This is a genomic window from Halomonas sp. M1, assembly GCF_029581375.1.
Classification (GTDB): Bacteria; Pseudomonadota; Gammaproteobacteria; order Pseudomonadales; family Halomonadaceae; genus Vreelandella.
The window spans coordinates 1,215,109-1,229,609 of the sequence record NZ_CP121119.1; the positions used below are offsets into that span (position 1 = coordinate 1,215,109).

The 14,501-nt window shown below is 55.5% G+C and carries 15 protein-coding genes; 6 read left to right on the forward strand and 9 right to left on the reverse strand.

Going from position 1 to position 14,501, the window contains the following annotated elements:
- Positions 1-66 precede the first annotated feature (66 nt).
- Complete coding sequence (locus P8S54_RS05425) at positions 67-477, reverse strand: phasin family protein (RefSeq protein WP_281443549.1); 411 nt, start codon at positions 475-477, stop codon at positions 67-69.
- A gap of 290 nt (positions 478-767) precedes the next feature.
- Positions 768-1,172, reverse strand: a complete 405-nt coding sequence (locus P8S54_RS05430) for a VOC family protein (RefSeq protein WP_281443550.1) — start codon at positions 1,170-1,172, stop codon at positions 768-770.
- Between the two features lie 87 nt (positions 1,173-1,259).
- On the opposite strand from P8S54_RS05430, the gene P8S54_RS05435 reads away from it, so the two are divergent.
- The gene (locus P8S54_RS05435; RefSeq protein WP_281443551.1) at positions 1,260-1,559 is read left to right on the forward strand and encodes a putative quinol monooxygenase; all 300 of its coding nucleotides are present in this window, start codon (positions 1,260-1,262) and stop codon (positions 1,557-1,559) included.
- Between the two features lie 174 nt (positions 1,560-1,733).
- Here P8S54_RS05435 and P8S54_RS05440 read toward each other — a convergent pair whose 3' ends face one another.
- From P8S54_RS05440 to prmB, 3 genes are all read right to left on the reverse strand, one after another.
- On the reverse strand, positions 1,734-2,126 hold the full coding sequence (locus P8S54_RS05440) for a hypothetical protein (protein ID WP_281443552.1): 393 nt from the start codon (positions 2,124-2,126) through the stop codon (positions 1,734-1,736).
- 61 nt (positions 2,127-2,187) lie between these two features.
- Positions 2,188-3,279, reverse strand: coding sequence for a chorismate synthase (gene aroC, locus P8S54_RS05445; protein WP_281443553.1), 1,092 nt, complete (start codon positions 3,277-3,279; stop codon positions 2,188-2,190).
- Between the two features lie 13 nt (positions 3,280-3,292).
- The gene (gene prmB, locus P8S54_RS05450) at positions 3,293-4,252 is read right to left on the reverse strand and encodes a 50S ribosomal protein L3 N(5)-glutamine methyltransferase (protein ID WP_281443554.1); all 960 of its coding nucleotides are present in this window, start codon (positions 4,250-4,252) and stop codon (positions 3,293-3,295) included.
- 209 nt (positions 4,253-4,461) lie between these two features.
- On the opposite strand from prmB, the gene P8S54_RS05455 reads away from it, so the two are divergent.
- Positions 4,462-5,025, forward strand: coding sequence for a Smr/MutS family protein (locus P8S54_RS05455; RefSeq protein ID WP_281443555.1), 564 nt, complete (start codon positions 4,462-4,464; stop codon positions 5,023-5,025).
- 1 nt (position 5,026) lies between these two features.
- Here the strand turns inward: P8S54_RS05455 and P8S54_RS05460 are convergent, their stop codons facing one another.
- Positions 5,027-6,079 (reverse strand): patatin-like phospholipase family protein, encoded by a 1,053-nt coding sequence (locus P8S54_RS05460; protein ID WP_281443556.1) that lies wholly within the window; start codon positions 6,077-6,079, stop codon positions 5,027-5,029.
- A gap of 10 nt (positions 6,080-6,089) precedes the next feature.
- On the reverse strand, positions 6,090-7,001 hold the full coding sequence (locus tag P8S54_RS05465; protein ID WP_281443557.1) for an alpha/beta hydrolase: 912 nt from the start codon (positions 6,999-7,001) through the stop codon (positions 6,090-6,092).
- 347 nt (positions 7,002-7,348) lie between these two features.
- On the opposite strand from P8S54_RS05465, the gene P8S54_RS05470 reads away from it, so the two are divergent.
- Genes P8S54_RS05470 through P8S54_RS05480 form a run of 3 tightly spaced genes read left to right on the forward strand, consistent with a single transcriptional unit; the run spans position 7,349 to position 10,235 of the window.
- Entirely contained in the window at positions 7,349-7,792 is a 444-nt protein-coding gene (locus P8S54_RS05470) for a S24 family peptidase (protein ID WP_281443558.1), read from the forward strand.
- Positions 7,789-9,087 (forward strand): Y-family DNA polymerase, encoded by a 1,299-nt coding sequence (locus P8S54_RS05475; RefSeq protein WP_281443559.1) that lies wholly within the window; start codon positions 7,789-7,791, stop codon positions 9,085-9,087. Before P8S54_RS05470 ends, P8S54_RS05475 begins: the two co-directional genes overlap by 4 nt.
- A gap of 41 nt (positions 9,088-9,128) precedes the next feature.
- Entirely contained in the window at positions 9,129-10,235 is a 1,107-nt protein-coding gene (locus P8S54_RS05480; protein ID WP_281443560.1) for a hypothetical protein, read from the forward strand.
- Positions 10,236-10,239: 4 nt separating this feature from the next.
- Here the strand turns inward: P8S54_RS05480 and P8S54_RS05485 are convergent, their stop codons facing one another.
- The gene (locus tag P8S54_RS05485) at positions 10,240-11,703 is read right to left on the reverse strand and encodes a sodium-dependent transporter (protein ID WP_281443561.1); all 1,464 of its coding nucleotides are present in this window, start codon (positions 11,701-11,703) and stop codon (positions 10,240-10,242) included.
- An 88-nt stretch (positions 11,704-11,791) separates the two neighbouring features.
- Positions 11,792-13,015: a YbfB/YjiJ family MFS transporter gene (locus tag P8S54_RS05490; RefSeq protein WP_281443562.1), complete on the reverse strand. Its 1,224-nt coding sequence runs from the start codon at positions 13,013-13,015 to the stop codon at positions 11,792-11,794.
- A gap of 184 nt (positions 13,016-13,199) precedes the next feature.
- Here P8S54_RS05490 and P8S54_RS05495 point away from each other — a divergent pair, with 184 nt between their 5' ends.
- On the forward strand, positions 13,200-14,477 hold the full coding sequence (locus P8S54_RS05495; protein WP_281443563.1) for a M20/M25/M40 family metallo-hydrolase: 1,278 nt from the start codon (positions 13,200-13,202) through the stop codon (positions 14,475-14,477).
- Positions 14,478-14,501: the final 24 nt, after the last annotated feature.

A 14,501-nucleotide genomic window follows, 5' to 3' on the forward strand; every position in this document is an offset into this window, starting at 1 on the left:
CCACGCCCAGGCAATATCATTCAGAAACAACACGGCGCCCCTAGAGGCGCCGCTGACAGTGCTATTTTAGTTTTTGCGTGAAGACTGGCTGGAGGCTTTCGCGGGCTGATCGCCTTTCACAGCGGACGTTGCCTGCTCGCTCATTTTCTGCCCAGCCTCGCTGAACAGCTTTTCCATTTCGGATTTAAACTGCAGGCTCATTTCGCCCATCACACGAGCATCTTCCTGCATTTGTTGAGATAGCTCGTTCATCATTTCGGCTTGTTTAGTGCCAAAATCGCGCAGACTTTCTGCGTCTTTAATCTCGGTGGCACTGCGAATGCGCTCAGTTCCCATTTGGCTGTAACGCTTCATGGCTTCTAACTGGTACTGCGTCAGCTTCTCCATGTTGTTGAGCATCAGCGAATTCATCTTACGCATCGGCTCAAACATCTGGCGGGTCTGAGTGTTGAAGGCGTCCATCATTTTATCTTGCATTGTATTTGCTCCTGTCTCTCGTTCCTTGGCATGAGCCTGGAGAGGCTCATCACACGGCGCATTGCTGCACTGCAAAAAGAGTAATCGTTGGCATGATGCTTTGCAACATTCTTGCGATAAAGGGCTTATTACGAATAGCCCCTTTATCGCAACGCCCACCCAAATCAGTTAGAAATGGCGATACTTTCCTCACTGCTTTTAGCGTCGCTTATATGAGTCTAGCAGGGCTGTCTCTTATAACCAGCATCTACCGCTGCCGAGGCAACGCTAATATGGACAGTTCAATCAGTTTACGCTAAACGCTGGCCGGAGACACAAGGGTGATAGAGCGGTTGAACGCTATTGCCGTCTGGATCCAGGCAGTAAAAGCTGCGAGCACCATCAGGGTGGTCATGTGGGGGGCCGGTTACCTCAACACCCTGCGCCTTTAAATAGTCATACCAAGCGTCCACATCCTCGGGGGTATCTACCACAAAGCCAAAGTGATCCAGGCGCTGGGGAGCCTCTCCTATGGGGGATGTTGCGCGACTTAAAGAGAGATTGTCATTACCCAGGGTCAGGTAAACCAAATCGTCATGGGCGCGGCGCAGCACTTCCATGCCCAGTAGTTCTACATAAAAGCGTTCACAGGCTTCCAAGTCCTGGGTCTGCAGGGCGATATGACGCATGCCATTGAGGGGAGCTGGGCGTTTCATAGCGACTTCCTTTGGTCATTGATATGTTTATGATACTTTATGGAAAATATTTCCATTTAACCTTCTCGTCAAGCCAAGGGGCCTTGAATGTTCTGTATTATCGTCAAGACACAACTCAAACCTGATCAGCGGGAATACTTTCTGGAAGCGATGTTGCCCAATGCCGCCGCCTCAGTGCGCGACGAGCCGGGATGCCATGTTTTCGACGTGCTTGAAGACCAGCAGGATCCAAATCTCTTTTATCTTTATGAAATATACCGAGATGAATCGGCCTTGGCCGAACATAAGCAGACAGCTCATTACAAGGCCTGCCGGGAGGTTGTGAACCCCCTGATTGAGCATCAGAGTGTGATCCGCGCGGGGGTATTAGCCATCAATCAAAAATAACTGACAGGGAGCGTTAATTGACACAATCGCTGCATTAACCTCCCTGCCAGAACGTTCTCAACAGGCTTACAAATGCTCTTTCAAGTACTTTTTCAACTGCTCTTTCAAGTACGCTTTTAAGTACCATTACAACTACGCTTTTAACAGCTGATGTAACGACTGCTTGTTTAACGCTTATCCTTTTGCCCGAGAGCGAGATGAGGCCGTGGCTTTTGCCTTGGTGCTTCTCTCGCTTGAGGTGCTTTTGCTGGCGTCTTCTTGACTGCTTTCATTATGGCTTGTGTCACTACCGCCATCACTGCTGGCAGAACCGGCTTGGCGCAGCATATCCAGCATCATTTGCTGATAAGTGCCGAAGTTAGCGAGCCCCTGTGAAAGCCCCTGCTGCATCATCGGCTGCTGCAGATAGGGACGCATTAAGCTCATCGGGTCATATCCTTCTACGCCCGACTCCATTTGCCGCTGAATATTTTCCAGCATGCTTTGCTGGAACGCCTCTACATCAGGCAGCCCCAGGGATTGCCGAAACTCATCCGGCGTTAGGTCAAACTCAACGTTAATTTTCATAGGCGACTCCTTAACCGTCTCATTTGAGTGTAGCAGTGAACCCGCTTGCTCAACCGAGACGTTACCGCTGATTTAAACGCGGCGTATCAACGCTAACGTCTGCATTTTGACCACGGTGACGTAGCCAATGATCAAGCAGCGTGATCGCCATCATCGCTTCGGCAATCGGCGTTGCCCGAATACCCACGCAGGGGTCGTGGCGCCCTTTGGTAATAACGTCCACCGGCTGACCGTGTACATCAATGGAGCGCCCCGGCGTGGTGATGCTCGACGTGGGTTTGAGCGCTAAGCGAGCGACAATAGGCTGACCACTGGAAATACCGCCTAGCACGCCGCCTGCGTGGTTGGAAAGAAAGCCTTCCGGGGTCATTTCATCGCGGTGCTCGCTGCCGCGCTGGGCTACCGAGCCAAAACCTGCACCAATCTCAATGCCTTTCACCGCATTAATACTCATTAAGCCGTGGGCGAGATCAGCATCCAGCCGGTCAAACACCGGCTCACCTAGTCCGACCGGGACGCCGTCGGCAATGACAGTAATTTCTGCGCCCACGGAGTCTTGATCCCGACGCAGCTGATCCATATAGGCTTCAAGTTCGGGAACTTTATCCGGGTCGGGGCAGAAGAAGGCGTTCTCTCCTACCGCATCCCAGGTTTTAAAGTCGATTTTGATGGGGCCCAACTGGCTCATATAGCCACGAACCTGAACACCTTGCGCCGCCAACACTTTTTTAGCGATGGCACCAGCCGCTACGCGCATCGCGGTTTCCCGCGCGCTGGAACGGCCGCCACCTCGATAGTCTCGGTGGCCGTACTTATGGTGATAGGTGTAGTCGGCGTGGGCAGGCCGGAACTGATCTTTTATCTTGGAGTAGTCTTTGGAGCGTTGATCGGTGTTCTCAATTAACAGGCCAATCGACGTCCCGGTGGTTTTACCTTCAAATACGCCCGAAAGAATCCGCACTTGGTCGGGCTCTTTGCGCTGGGTAGTGTGGCGAGAACTGCCGGGGCGGCGGCGGTCTAAATCCCCCTGCAAATCTTCTTCGCTGATTGGGATGCCAGGGGGGCAGCCGTCGACAATGGCTCCCAATGCGGGGCCGTGGCTCTCGCCAAAGGTAGTGACAGTAAATAGTTTGCCAAACGTATTGCCAGACATGGGCGTTAATTCCTCACGCAAAAGACGCCGCATGGGCGTCGAGTTCAGCGGCGCTCAAGGCAAACACGCCCTGGCCGCCACGCTCGAATTCAAGCCAAATAAAGGGTACCTCAGGAAAAGCAGCCTCTACATGGCGGTCAGAGTTACCAACTTCGACAATCAGCCAGCCCTCATCGGTTAAATGCGGCCGCGCTTCACGCAGAATGCGCCGCACAATATCCAAACCATCGCTACCCGCCCCTAACGCTAGCGACGGTTCATGCCGAAACTCAGCGGGCATGGTGGCCAAGTCACGGGCATCCACATAGGGCGGGTTAGAGACAATCAGGTCAAAGCGCTGGCCTTCCAATCCGTCAAACACGTCCGATTCCACCGCGCGGACTCGGTCTCCCACGTCGTGGCGAGTAATGTTTTGCCGGGCAACGGCAAGGGCATCTTGGCTAATATCCGCCAGGGCAACTTCACAGGTGGGCAGGACTAGCGCGGTGGCTATACCAATGCAGCCAGAGCCAGTACATAAATCCAGCACGCGAGCAGGCGGCTCTTCCGGGAACCAGGCGGCAAAGCCATCCTCAATTAGTTCGCCGATGGGCGAGCGAGGAATAAGTACCCGTTCGTCAACGCTGAAGGGGTAGCCCGCGAAAAAAGCCTCCCCCAGCAGGTAGGGCAAGGGGCGGCGAGTGGACACCCGCTCTCGCGCTAGGCGAATAATGCGCTCGCGCTCAATCGGCAAAAGCCGTGCGTCCAGCACTGCGGGGTCGACATTCCAGGGTAGATGCAGCGCGCCTAAACAGAGCGCTACCGCCTCATCCCAGGGAGACTCGGTGCCATGACCATAGTGCAAGCCTGCCAAATAGAATTCGCTGGACACCCAGCGCAGATAGTCGCGCAGTGTCAAAAGGTCGCTCAGCAGCGTTGAGTCTGGCAGCAAAAGCGTTGAGTGGGAGGTCTCATCATTGAGATGCGTAGTCACAGCGGCTCCTGGCATAAAAGTTCGTAGAAGGATTGTACCTTTGACGCTACCCGGTTCACAGCTAGATGCTTCACAGTCTGTTTATAGCGAGGTAGTTCTCAACGTAGCGGTTCACAGTCACGTCAGGCTCGCTATACTGTCTCGCTTTACTGCGCGCTTCTCGCTTATGCTATTTCATTAACCGTTAATTTTTGCTATTTGAGCTGCCCATGACGCGACACCTGCCCAACGACGACGATATCAGTGCCTTTCGCCAAGCGCTGCAAGCGGCAGGCGTGCGCCGTATTGCCTCTAATCAAGCCGACCTCGGCAAGCCTAAGCGTAATAGCGATGCTCAAGAAGCTCGGCGGCGGGCGGCGGTAGAAAGCAGTACCACCCAAACCAGTGGCCGCACCTCCGATGGCCGGGTGGAAGCCGTTCGGCCTTCGGAGTATTTAGAGTTCAGCGTCCCCGACCTCCCCTGGCGCACCTTTAGCCAGCTAAAGCGTGGCCAAACCGTTTGGCAAGCAGGACTAGACCTGCACGGCTATACCCTGGAAGAGGCCCGCATTGAGCTTGAAAGTTTTCTAAGGGACTCTGCCGCCCAGGGGCTGCGCTGCGTGTTGGTGGTTCACGGCAAGGCCTGGGGTTCAACCTCGGACTTCCCAGTCCTCAAAAGCCATACCAATACGTGGCTGCGTGAATGGCCCGGCGTGCTGGCTTTTTGCTCCGCCACTGATGTCGATGGTGGCACCGGGGCCGTCTATATTCTGCTGCGTAAACGTGGCCAGTAGCTTACTGCGTTGCGTCTGAGGCAATGCCGGGCATCCTGCGCTCCAACGCTTGATTCGCCAAGTGGCGCCCCAGGCGAATCAAATCGTTGGCGCGGTGGAACTCATAGGTACTGCAAACCGTCTTGGGAATTTCGATCAGCACATCCGGCGGGTAACCCGCAATTTTATACTTTGCCAGCGCCGCTTGCGTAATATCAAACGACTCTAAAATCATATCCAGTTTGCCCCACTCACGCCTACCACGCAGATCAACCGTTTCATCAACGTCGCTCTCTTCGCCGTTGTTGATGCTTAGTCCATCCCATAGCCGCCGCGTAGTGGCACGCACATCATCCATCCACCCACCAATATTGGCATCCCGGTCGCGCTCTAAGTCAGTGCGGGTGTCGCTGTCCTCTTCGCCCGGTAACAACTCTTCTAATGAGATTGGTTGGGGGCTGTGGGCGGTGACGTTGACGGCCACCACAAAGTCCGCTTCGTGAGCAGCGAGAATCGGCATCATCGGCAGCGGGTTCAGTAAGCCGCCATCCACCAACACTTGGTCACCGATATGTACCGGCGTAATAACGCCCGGCACCGCGATAGAGGCTCGAATCGCTCTTAACAGCGGGCCATTCTGAAACCACACCTCGCGCTGGCGCACTAAATCGGTCGCTACGGTGGTGACAGGTATCGGCAGATCTTCGATCAGCGTATCGCCGACCAGGGATTCCAACTTGCTCATCACTTTATTTGCTCGCATGGCCCCCATCGGGCTCCAGGTGACATCGACGAGCTTCAGCACATCCAGGTAATCCAGGTTACACACCCACTCCCGGTACTCGGGCAGCTTCCCTGATGCGTAAACACCGCCAATAAGGGCGCCCATGGAGCATCCTGCAATAGAAATTATTTCAAAGCCGCGCGCCTCAAGCGCTTCAATAACACCGATATGGGCATAGCCCCTTGCGCCACCGCTACCCAACACCAGTGCCACTTTATTGCCGGTACGCTCAATACCGTTGGCGCTGCTAGCACTCACTTGACTACCCGCGACGCGCGTTAGTTTATTCATGTCGTTCGTCCTACGGCTGCCCCGTCGTTTCTTTATGACAGTGTTGGACCACCACACTGGCTACTTGATCAACGGCTTTAGGTTCAAGGTGTAAGTGGTGGCCACCCGCAAGTACCTGGCGGGTTAAATGAGGCACCGCTTGGCGGGCCTTTTCCGCCCAGGCACGCTCGCCTAAAATACCGCGCGCTCCTTCTATCAATAGCACCGGCGCTTGTATCTCCGCCAGTAATGCCAATACTTGCTGGGGGGTAAAGCGCACCAGCGAAGGCTTTAGCAGGCGAGAATCGGTGCGCATCTGCACATGCCCGTCTGACGTCGCCTGGGTGTTACGCTCTACCAGCGGAGTGGCGGTCATCGTGTCTAGCGGGGTTACCCCACCGGCTACTCGTGCGGCAACTGCGCTCTCAATATCAGGATAGCGGGGCGCGCGGGAAAGCGGGCGGCGATAGGCCAACAACCCTTTACGCAACTGACTGGCCGTCTCTTCGGCTTCAGTATTTAGTGCGCCTAGCCCATCCAGCAAGACCAACCGCTCAACCCGCTCGGGTAGCGCTGAGGCGAGTAAACAGGCCACCGCCGCCCCCATGGAGTGAGCAAGCAGCACAGCCTGCTCAATGTTTAGGGCATCCATAACATCTAGCACATCGTGGCTATAGTCCCACAGCGCGTAGTCACTACCTGCTGGCGAATGCGCAGAGTGGCCGTGGCCACGAAAATCGATAGCCACAATACGAATATCCAGCGCTTCCACTAAGCGCGGTGCTAGGCGCGTAAAGCTTGCCGCGTTATCTAGCCAGCCATGTAGGGCAAGCCAAGTAGGCGCATTGGCACGCCCCCAGCTCAGGGCTGCTAGCCGCCCATGGGCTAACGAAAGTGGCTGCGCGGCACTGCCTGTTGCCGTAGAAAAAGTGGGGGTAGTCATAAACAGTATCTCTAAGCGAAAGCCCTACGTGTTTGTGGGGGTAAGCAGGTGATGTGTAGTTCGTCAGATGACGCTATTCGGCGTAGACGTTACCATGCTCAGCGCAAGGCTTCTGCCGCTTTTGACGCCCCCTACTACTTTGGAGTTTGCTATGAAACCCCGCCGTGACACCCGTGCCCGCAATTTAGTGTTCTTGATTACCATCGTCAGCGCCTTAGTGGTGGGCCTTTGGCTAGCCCGCTAACCCTGGCTGGCTAAGTTAGGCGCTTGCATTTTTTTACTCATGAATAAATACTGCCTACAACAACTGTATATAAACACACTATTTATTCATGAGGATGCTGACGATGCCGTCTCAACCCACCACTGTTGCGACAGCCCAGCCGTTAACGTCTCAGCCGCTGCCCTTTCCTCCATTACATGGTCGCGCCGGTTTTAGCGGCTTTCCTTCCCCCGCCCAGGATTATGAACAGCGCACGCTGGATCTCAACGTTCGGCTAATCAAAAACCCTACCCAGACGTTTTACCTTACCGCCAGAGGCGACAGCATGGAGGGCTGGGGTATCTTCGACGGCGATCTGCTGGTAGTGGATCGCAGCGTACAGCCGCGCCTTGGCCATATACTGGTGGCCATGTTTAACGAAGAAGTACTGATTAAGCGCTACGCGCTGCATGGCGGTACACCACACCTCTGCTCGGCCCATCCCCACTACCCGCCGCTGCCCTTAAAGGGCACAGAGTGCCAACTATGGGGGGTGGTACGTGCGGTGGTTCATGAGTATTTGCCATGATCGGCCTCGTCGATGCCAACAACTTTTATGTCAGCTGTGAGCGGATATTTGCCCCATCGCTTGAAGGCAAAGCCGTGGGTGTGATGTCCAATAACGATGGCTGTGTTATTGCCCGCTCGGCTGAAATGAAGGCGATGGAGATCCCTATGGGCACTCCATCTTTCCAGTTGGAAGGGTTACGGCGCCGGGGTGAGATTTATCTATTGTCATCCAATTACGAGCTATACGGCGATATGTCAGCGCGGCTTGCCCAGCTGCTGGAGGACGCCTGCCCAGACATGGCGCCCTACTCCATTGATGAAATGTTTATCTATTTAGACGGATTGAGCGAGCCGCAGTGCCAAGCCATAGGTGAAGCGCTACGCCGACGCATTCGCCGCCATCTTGGGCTACCGGTATGCGTAGGGCTTGCCCCCACCCATACACTGGCAAAGCTCGCCAACCATGTGGCTAAAAAACAGCCACACTACCAGGGCGTCTGCTTGCTTAACGCACATAGCAACACCACCACGGCGCTACTTAAACAGCTGCCGGTCAGCGCTGTATGGGGCGTAGGCAGGCGGCTGGCCGAGCAGCTCGCCATTTACGGCATACGTACAGCGTGGGAGCTGCGGGAGAGTGATACCAAGGCGCTGCGCAAGCGCTTTTCCGTGGTGCTGGCTCGCACGGCGTTAGAGCTGCGCGGCACACCCTGCCTGGAAATGAACGCCGTGGAGCAGCCACGCCAGCGGATTATGACCTCCCGCTCCTTTGGCAAGGCAACCGGCGATCAAGCAGAGCTACACGCAGCACTGCGGCGCCACGCCCAGCGTAGCGCCGAAAAACTGCGCCAACAACATAGCTTGGCCCGCGCTGTAATGCTCTTTTTAAGTACCAACCGTCACCGCAAAGACCAGCCGCAGTACTACCCCAGGGCGATGATCTCGCTGCCTATCCCCAGCGACGATACGCGGCTTATTCTCCAGGCCGTACGTGAAGGGCTAATGCAGATATACCGCCCTGGGCATCACTTTATAAAAGCGGGTGTCATGTTGCTGGACTTAGTCGATGCCCAGGCGCATCAGCTTTCGTTACTCCAACCAACGTTACAAACGCATCCACATTTGATGGGGACGGTAGATGCTATTAATCAGCGGATGGGCCAAGGCACGATACGTTTTGGCATGACGGATGCCCAAGCGCCATGGCAGCTACGCTGCGCGCATCGCTCACGGCGTTATACAACTCGGTGGGATGAACTAATGGAGGCTGGCACGCACCCCGGCGCTATCCAGGCGTTTACTTCTCGCCCGTAACCGCTACGCTTGACGTTCAATGCGTGGAAAATCTTGCCGTTATGTCTCTTACCCGTCCTGATACAGAGTATGCCCCCGATCCCGACCTGCCTCAGCGTTGGGCGAGTCGCTATATCAGGCACTATTTTCGCCGCCACCCTGCGTTTGAGGCACCTAACCCCCAAACACTAAAGCAGGCAAGACGCTGGATCATTGCTTGGGCTGCCGTGGCGGGCATTATCTCCGGCTCACTGATCGGCGGTGCCGAGTGGTGGATGCGGGGCTTCGCCGACGACTGGGAAGCCATGAGCCTCAAAGAGCAGCTCCCCTACTGGGCTGGGTATATGGCCTTCGCAGGCTTTATTACCGTGTTAGAGATTGGCTTTTTATACTGGAATGCGCTGCGCGGCGTGTCAAAAATTAGCCGTTTGGCAGGCCTGCGCTACGGCCAAGGCGAGCCATTATCCCCTGAAATACAGTTGACAGTTCATGGCGTTTCACGGGTTGCATTGGAGTATCCAAGCCCAGGCAGCTTAATCTATGGCGTTGATCCCCACGCCTACCTACATGGCTGGAAGCTCACTTTTAAAGCCTTGCTGTATCGCTTAAAAATTAGCTTAAGCAGTTTTATTCTGCGTTTAGTGTTGCGTCGCTTGCTCGGCCGCCTCACGTTGCGCGGTTTTCTACCCGTGCTCACCGGGCCGCTATACGCAGTATGGAACGCCTGGATTGCTGCGCGCATTACGCAAGAAGCCTACTTACAGGCCCGTGGCCCTGAACTGGTTCAGCACATCATGGAAACACTGGCGAACAGCGATGCGCATACGCGCTACTTAGTCGCCCAAGGCGTGGGAGAGCTCATGATGCGTAACCAGCACCCGCATCCCAACTTAGTCCTGTTATTGGCTCGCTTGCTGGATAGCCTACCGGATAAGCCCACTGCCCTTGAGGTTGATTGGCCAACCGCACTACACGACTATGCGCAGCTGACCGACCCCAACCGCCAAACGCTACTTGATACGCTTACCCAAGCGACTCTGCTTAGCGGCAGCTATCGCGGTTCACGCAAACACTTCTTAAACGACGTCTTTGCCACCTGCCAAACGCCGCTGCAAAAGGAAAAAGTGGCCTCCCTGCAGCGGCGCTTACTATCTGGTCAAAAGCTCTAACGTCTTAGGCGGGTTTTAACGCGTGACGCAAACGCGGGCTTAACGTTTCCCCCAGGGCAGCCATTACCACCAAAATAGCCAGCAGCCACGGCCAGTGGGCAGTAAACGACACGTGGTAAATGCCCAAGGCATCCACAAAAATCACTAAAATGCCCAACGGGCTTACGTAGCGCACCATGGTAAGCCATATTGCGTAGGGCAGTGGTGCTAGGCCCAGCTCATCGCGGAAGGTCTCACTTTTCAGCACAAAGCCCGCCAGCAGTACCATGCCTAAGCCACCCAATGGCATCATCCAACGCGATGTTAAGTAATCCAGCCAATCAAAGAACGTTCTACCGGCCAGGGTCCAGTCAGCACCCACATTAAACGACAGCATGGCCAATGTGCTGATCAACCACAGCACAATGCCCGTCGCCCAGGACGCCGACTTACGGCTCATGCCTTTGTTATCACACAGCCAAGACACCGTGGCCTCAACCATGGAAATGGAGGAAGTTAGCGCAGCCATAGAGAGCATTAAGAAAAACAGAATGCCAAACAGCGTGCCCAGCGGCATCGCCTGGAAGGCTAGCGGCAGACTCATAAAAATCAGCCCAGGACCTTCACCGGGGTTCATGCCATTGGCAAAAATAACCGGGAAAATGGCTAATCCCGCCATTAGCGCCACTGCGGTATCTGCTAATGCAACGCTCACCGTGGTTCGGCCAATAGAGGCGCCTTTGGGCAAGTAACTGCCGTAGGTAAGAATGGCACCAGAAGCCAATGAAAGGGTGAAAAACGCGTGGCCCAGCGCCGCCAACATCCCCTCGCTGGAGAGGCTGCCCGTATTGAATGAGAACAGAAAGCGCACCGCATCGCCAAAACCGCCGGAAAACACCCCAAACACAATCAGTAGCACCAGCATTAACACAAGACCAGGCATCATCCAGCTAACGCTCTTTTCGATGCCTTCTTGCACGCCTTTTCCTACGATCAGCATAGTGAGGAGCGTTACTAGGGTGCTCCAGCCCCCCAGGATGAGTGGGTTAGCATTGTTGGCACCAAATACGGCAGCCATCTCATCGACACTACCGCCGCTCAAGCCGCCGGTTAGCATTTTCCACAGATATGAGAACGACCACCCTGCCACGACGACATAGAACGACAAGATCATAAAGCCGCACAACATGGCCATCCAGCCAATCAGCGACCAAGCAGAGGAGCGACCCGACTCATTCACCACGCGTCGAATCGCGTCAATAGGGCTACCACGACCACGACGCCCAAAGGAGATCTCGGTCATCATTACCGGCACGCCAACAGCCAGGATGCATGCTAAATAAACCAGCACAAAGGCGCCGCCGCCATACTCCCCGGTGATATAAGGAAACTTCCAAATATTGCCAAGTCCCACCGCCGAGCCGGTGGCTGCCAACATAAAGCCCCAGCGGCCTAGCCACTGAATGCGAGGTTGCCCAGTAGACGCCATGTCCTTCCACCCTATCGAAAAAAGGCGCCTATCCTAGAGGATTTTTTACCCAAAGCCCAAGCTTCTGTTGCCGCTGAGCACATACCGGCTAGGCCACCTTGAGCGCTTTGGCTTCCGCATCTAGCCGTTGGGCAGTTTGATCAACCTTTCTTAACCACATCAAGAGCAGCGCCCCTACGGCAACAAAGCCCCCTGCCAGCCATAATCCCAAGCGGTAATTCCCCGAGGCCTCCGCCAGCATACCGGTCAGCGCAGGGGCGAAAATTTGCGCCGCGCCGTAGGCCAGCGTCATTTGCCCCATTAACTTAGCGGGGCTAGAGGGGTAGAGCCTGCCCGCCATAGTGAGCACTAAGCTAACGCAGCCTAAGAAGGTGCCGCCATAAAGCACCGCGCTAAATAGCACCCCAGCCAGGCTTGAAGTGATAGCGGGCAGCACAATGCCCACCACTTGTATCCACATTGCCACGCTTAGCGCCCCTAGATAACCAATGCGCCGGGCCACCAAATCCCACAGCATCACCGCGGGCGCAGCCGCCAGCCCCACTAAGGCGAAGGTCCAGTTACCCGCCCCGGCCAGCAGCGGCTCGCGTTCGACAATAGTGACAATAAATGTGGCGCTAATCACATAACCGTAGCCAGCACAGAAGTAGGCAGGCAGCATCAGGCGCATAAACGTGCGAGAGGGCGGTTTAGCAGGCGCTTGAGGAGCCGTGCCTGCCCCAGACACTGGTTTCACTGGGCGAGGCAACCAGCGCCACGCGGGCACGAGCAGCGCTGCACCCAGGGCACTGAAGCCCCACCACTGCGCCTGCCAATTCAAAGACAGCCCCAGCATCAGCTCAACCGCTAACGCCGCCACAACAATACCAATGCCCACCCCAGCAAAGTGAATACCCAGCTCGCCCCGCTGCTGGTGCTGGATCAACCAGTGCAAGATCAACCCTGATGCCAACAGCATTGAGCCGCTGCTGGAAAGCCCCGCCAGAAAACGCAGCCCCGCCCATAGCCAGAAGTGCTCAGTCAGCGCCATCCCCGCCGTGGTCAGCACGGCGAGCACGAGGCCAATACGAAACAGCGTGTCTTTAAGGTAAATACTGCGAATAGAGGCCGCCAACACCGCCCCCAGCATATAGCCCGCATAGTTTAACGCCGCTAACCAGCCGCCATCGGCATCGCCGATCCAGCTCTGCTGCTGCATCACCGGGAGTAGAGGTGTGTAGGCAAAGCGGGCAACGCCGATACACAAAATTTGGCTAAAGACACCGGCCAACAGCACTTTAAAGCGCTGCGACTGAAGACTTGCGATGGTCATGGAGACATCCTCGTCAAGATACCGTTGTTTTTATCAGCATGGTTTATATTCATTTTTAATGAATCAATAATACGCGGAAACGTCGACGACACCATCGCCCAAACGTGGCATGTCGATCAGCGCATCTAAACCAAGAATCTGGCAGACTAGGCACGATGACCACTACTTAACGGAGAGTGCTTACATGAGCAATAGCGCCACCCCCTGGACACAGCCAATGCCCGACGCGCAGTTCAAACTGATGCGCGATATCCTTGCCGCTCCAAGCCCGGTAGGCCTGGAAGGCGCCATGACCTACGGCGTACTCAAGCCCCATTTTGAGAGCTTTGCGCCCAGCGACTGGCACCTGCATCAATTTAAGGGCAACGCTGGCGTGGTGCTGGATACGCACCCTGGCCGTGATGATATGTTCACATTAATGATCATCGGCCACGCGGATAAAATCCGCATGCAGGTACGTTCCATCGGCGACGATGGCAAAATCTGGATTAATACGGACTCCTTTCTGCCCACGGTGCTGATCGGCCATGAAGTTAAGCTGTTCAGCGAAGATCCCGAAGCCCCCGGCAGCTACCGCATTATCCAAGGGGGCACCGTGGAAGCGCTGGGCGCGATTCACTTCTCTGACCCGGCACAGCGCGATGGCAGCAAGGGTATTAAGAAAGAGCAAATCTACCTCGATCTGCAGATCCACGGCGAAAACAAGAAACAACAGGTGCTGAACTTGGGTGTTCGCCCAGGTGATTCAATTATTTTTGACCGCCCAATCCGCCCTGGCTTTAGCCCTAACACCTTCTACGGCGCCTATTTGGATAATGGCTTAGGCTGTTTTGTAACCGCAGAAGTGGCGCGCTTGATTGCCGAAGCAGGCGGTACCGAAAAGGTACGCGTGCTGTTTGCCATTGCCAGCTACGAAGAGATTGGCCGTTTTGGCAGCCGCGTTATGGCCGGTGAGCTAAAACCTGACGCGCTGATTGGCGTGGATGTTAATCACGACTACGTGGCCGCCCCCGGCATTGGCGACAAGCGTATGCAGCCGCTAGAGATGGGCAAAGGCTTCACGATGTCGGTGGGTTCGATTGCCAGCGAACAGCTCAACCGCATTATTGCCAGCGCCGCCAACGAGCAAGAGATCCCCATGCAGCGCGACATCGTAGGGGTGGATACCGGTACCGACGGCATGGCGGGCGTGTTAGCGTCCATCGACAGCGCAGCCACCTCGATTGGCTTCCCTATCCGCAACATGCACACAATTTCAGAAACCGGCAACACCCAGGATGTGATGGCCGCTATCCATGCGATCACCCACACTATTCAAGCATTAGATAAGCTGCCTGACCTTCAACGAGAGTTTCTCGACAATCACCCGCGGCTTGATCAGGCTAGCCCGCTTGACCATCAGGGTAGCGCCAAGCCCAAGGGCGACGAAGAGCCAAAAGACCCAGAAGCAAACCCCGCCTAAACGGCATAAAAAAACCCCGGCCAT

What these genes read in the sequence shown, in the direction of transcription:
- P8S54_RS05470 (WP_281443558.1), top strand. Translation starts at nt 7,349, where the DNA reads ATGCCGTCTCAACCCACCACTGTTGCGACAGCCCAGCCGTTAACGTCT.
- P8S54_RS05430 (WP_281443550.1), bottom strand. Translation starts at nt 1,172, where the DNA reads ATGAAACGCCCAGCTCCCCTCAATGGCATGCGTCATATCGCCCTGCAG.
- P8S54_RS05460 (WP_281443556.1), bottom strand. Translation starts at nt 6,079, where the DNA reads ATGAATAAACTAACGCGCGTCGCGGGTAGTCAAGTGAGTGCTAGCAGC.
- P8S54_RS05435 (WP_281443551.1), top strand. Translation starts at nt 1,260, where the DNA reads ATGTTCTGTATTATCGTCAAGACACAACTCAAACCTGATCAGCGGGAA.
- P8S54_RS05495 (WP_281443563.1), top strand. Translation starts at nt 13,200, where the DNA reads ATGAGCAATAGCGCCACCCCCTGGACACAGCCAATGCCCGACGCGCAG.
- P8S54_RS05455 (WP_281443555.1), top strand. Translation starts at nt 4,462, where the DNA reads ATGACGCGACACCTGCCCAACGACGACGATATCAGTGCCTTTCGCCAA.
- P8S54_RS05490 (WP_281443562.1), bottom strand. Translation starts at nt 13,015, where the DNA reads ATGACCATCGCAAGTCTTCAGTCGCAGCGCTTTAAAGTGCTGTTGGCC.
- P8S54_RS05475 (WP_281443559.1), top strand. Translation starts at nt 7,789, where the DNA reads ATGATCGGCCTCGTCGATGCCAACAACTTTTATGTCAGCTGTGAGCGG.
- P8S54_RS05425 (WP_281443549.1), bottom strand. Translation starts at nt 477, where the DNA reads ATGCAAGATAAAATGATGGACGCCTTCAACACTCAGACCCGCCAGATG.
- P8S54_RS05440 (WP_281443552.1), bottom strand. Translation starts at nt 2,126, where the DNA reads ATGAAAATTAACGTTGAGTTTGACCTAACGCCGGATGAGTTTCGGCAA.
- P8S54_RS05485 (WP_281443561.1), bottom strand. Translation starts at nt 11,703, where the DNA reads ATGGCGTCTACTGGGCAACCTCGCATTCAGTGGCTAGGCCGCTGGGGC.
- P8S54_RS05480 (WP_281443560.1), top strand. Translation starts at nt 9,129, where the DNA reads ATGTCTCTTACCCGTCCTGATACAGAGTATGCCCCCGATCCCGACCTG.
- P8S54_RS05465 (WP_281443557.1), bottom strand. Translation starts at nt 7,001, where the DNA reads ATGACTACCCCCACTTTTTCTACGGCAACAGGCAGTGCCGCGCAGCCA.
- aroC (WP_281443553.1), bottom strand. Translation starts at nt 3,279, where the DNA reads ATGTCTGGCAATACGTTTGGCAAACTATTTACTGTCACTACCTTTGGC.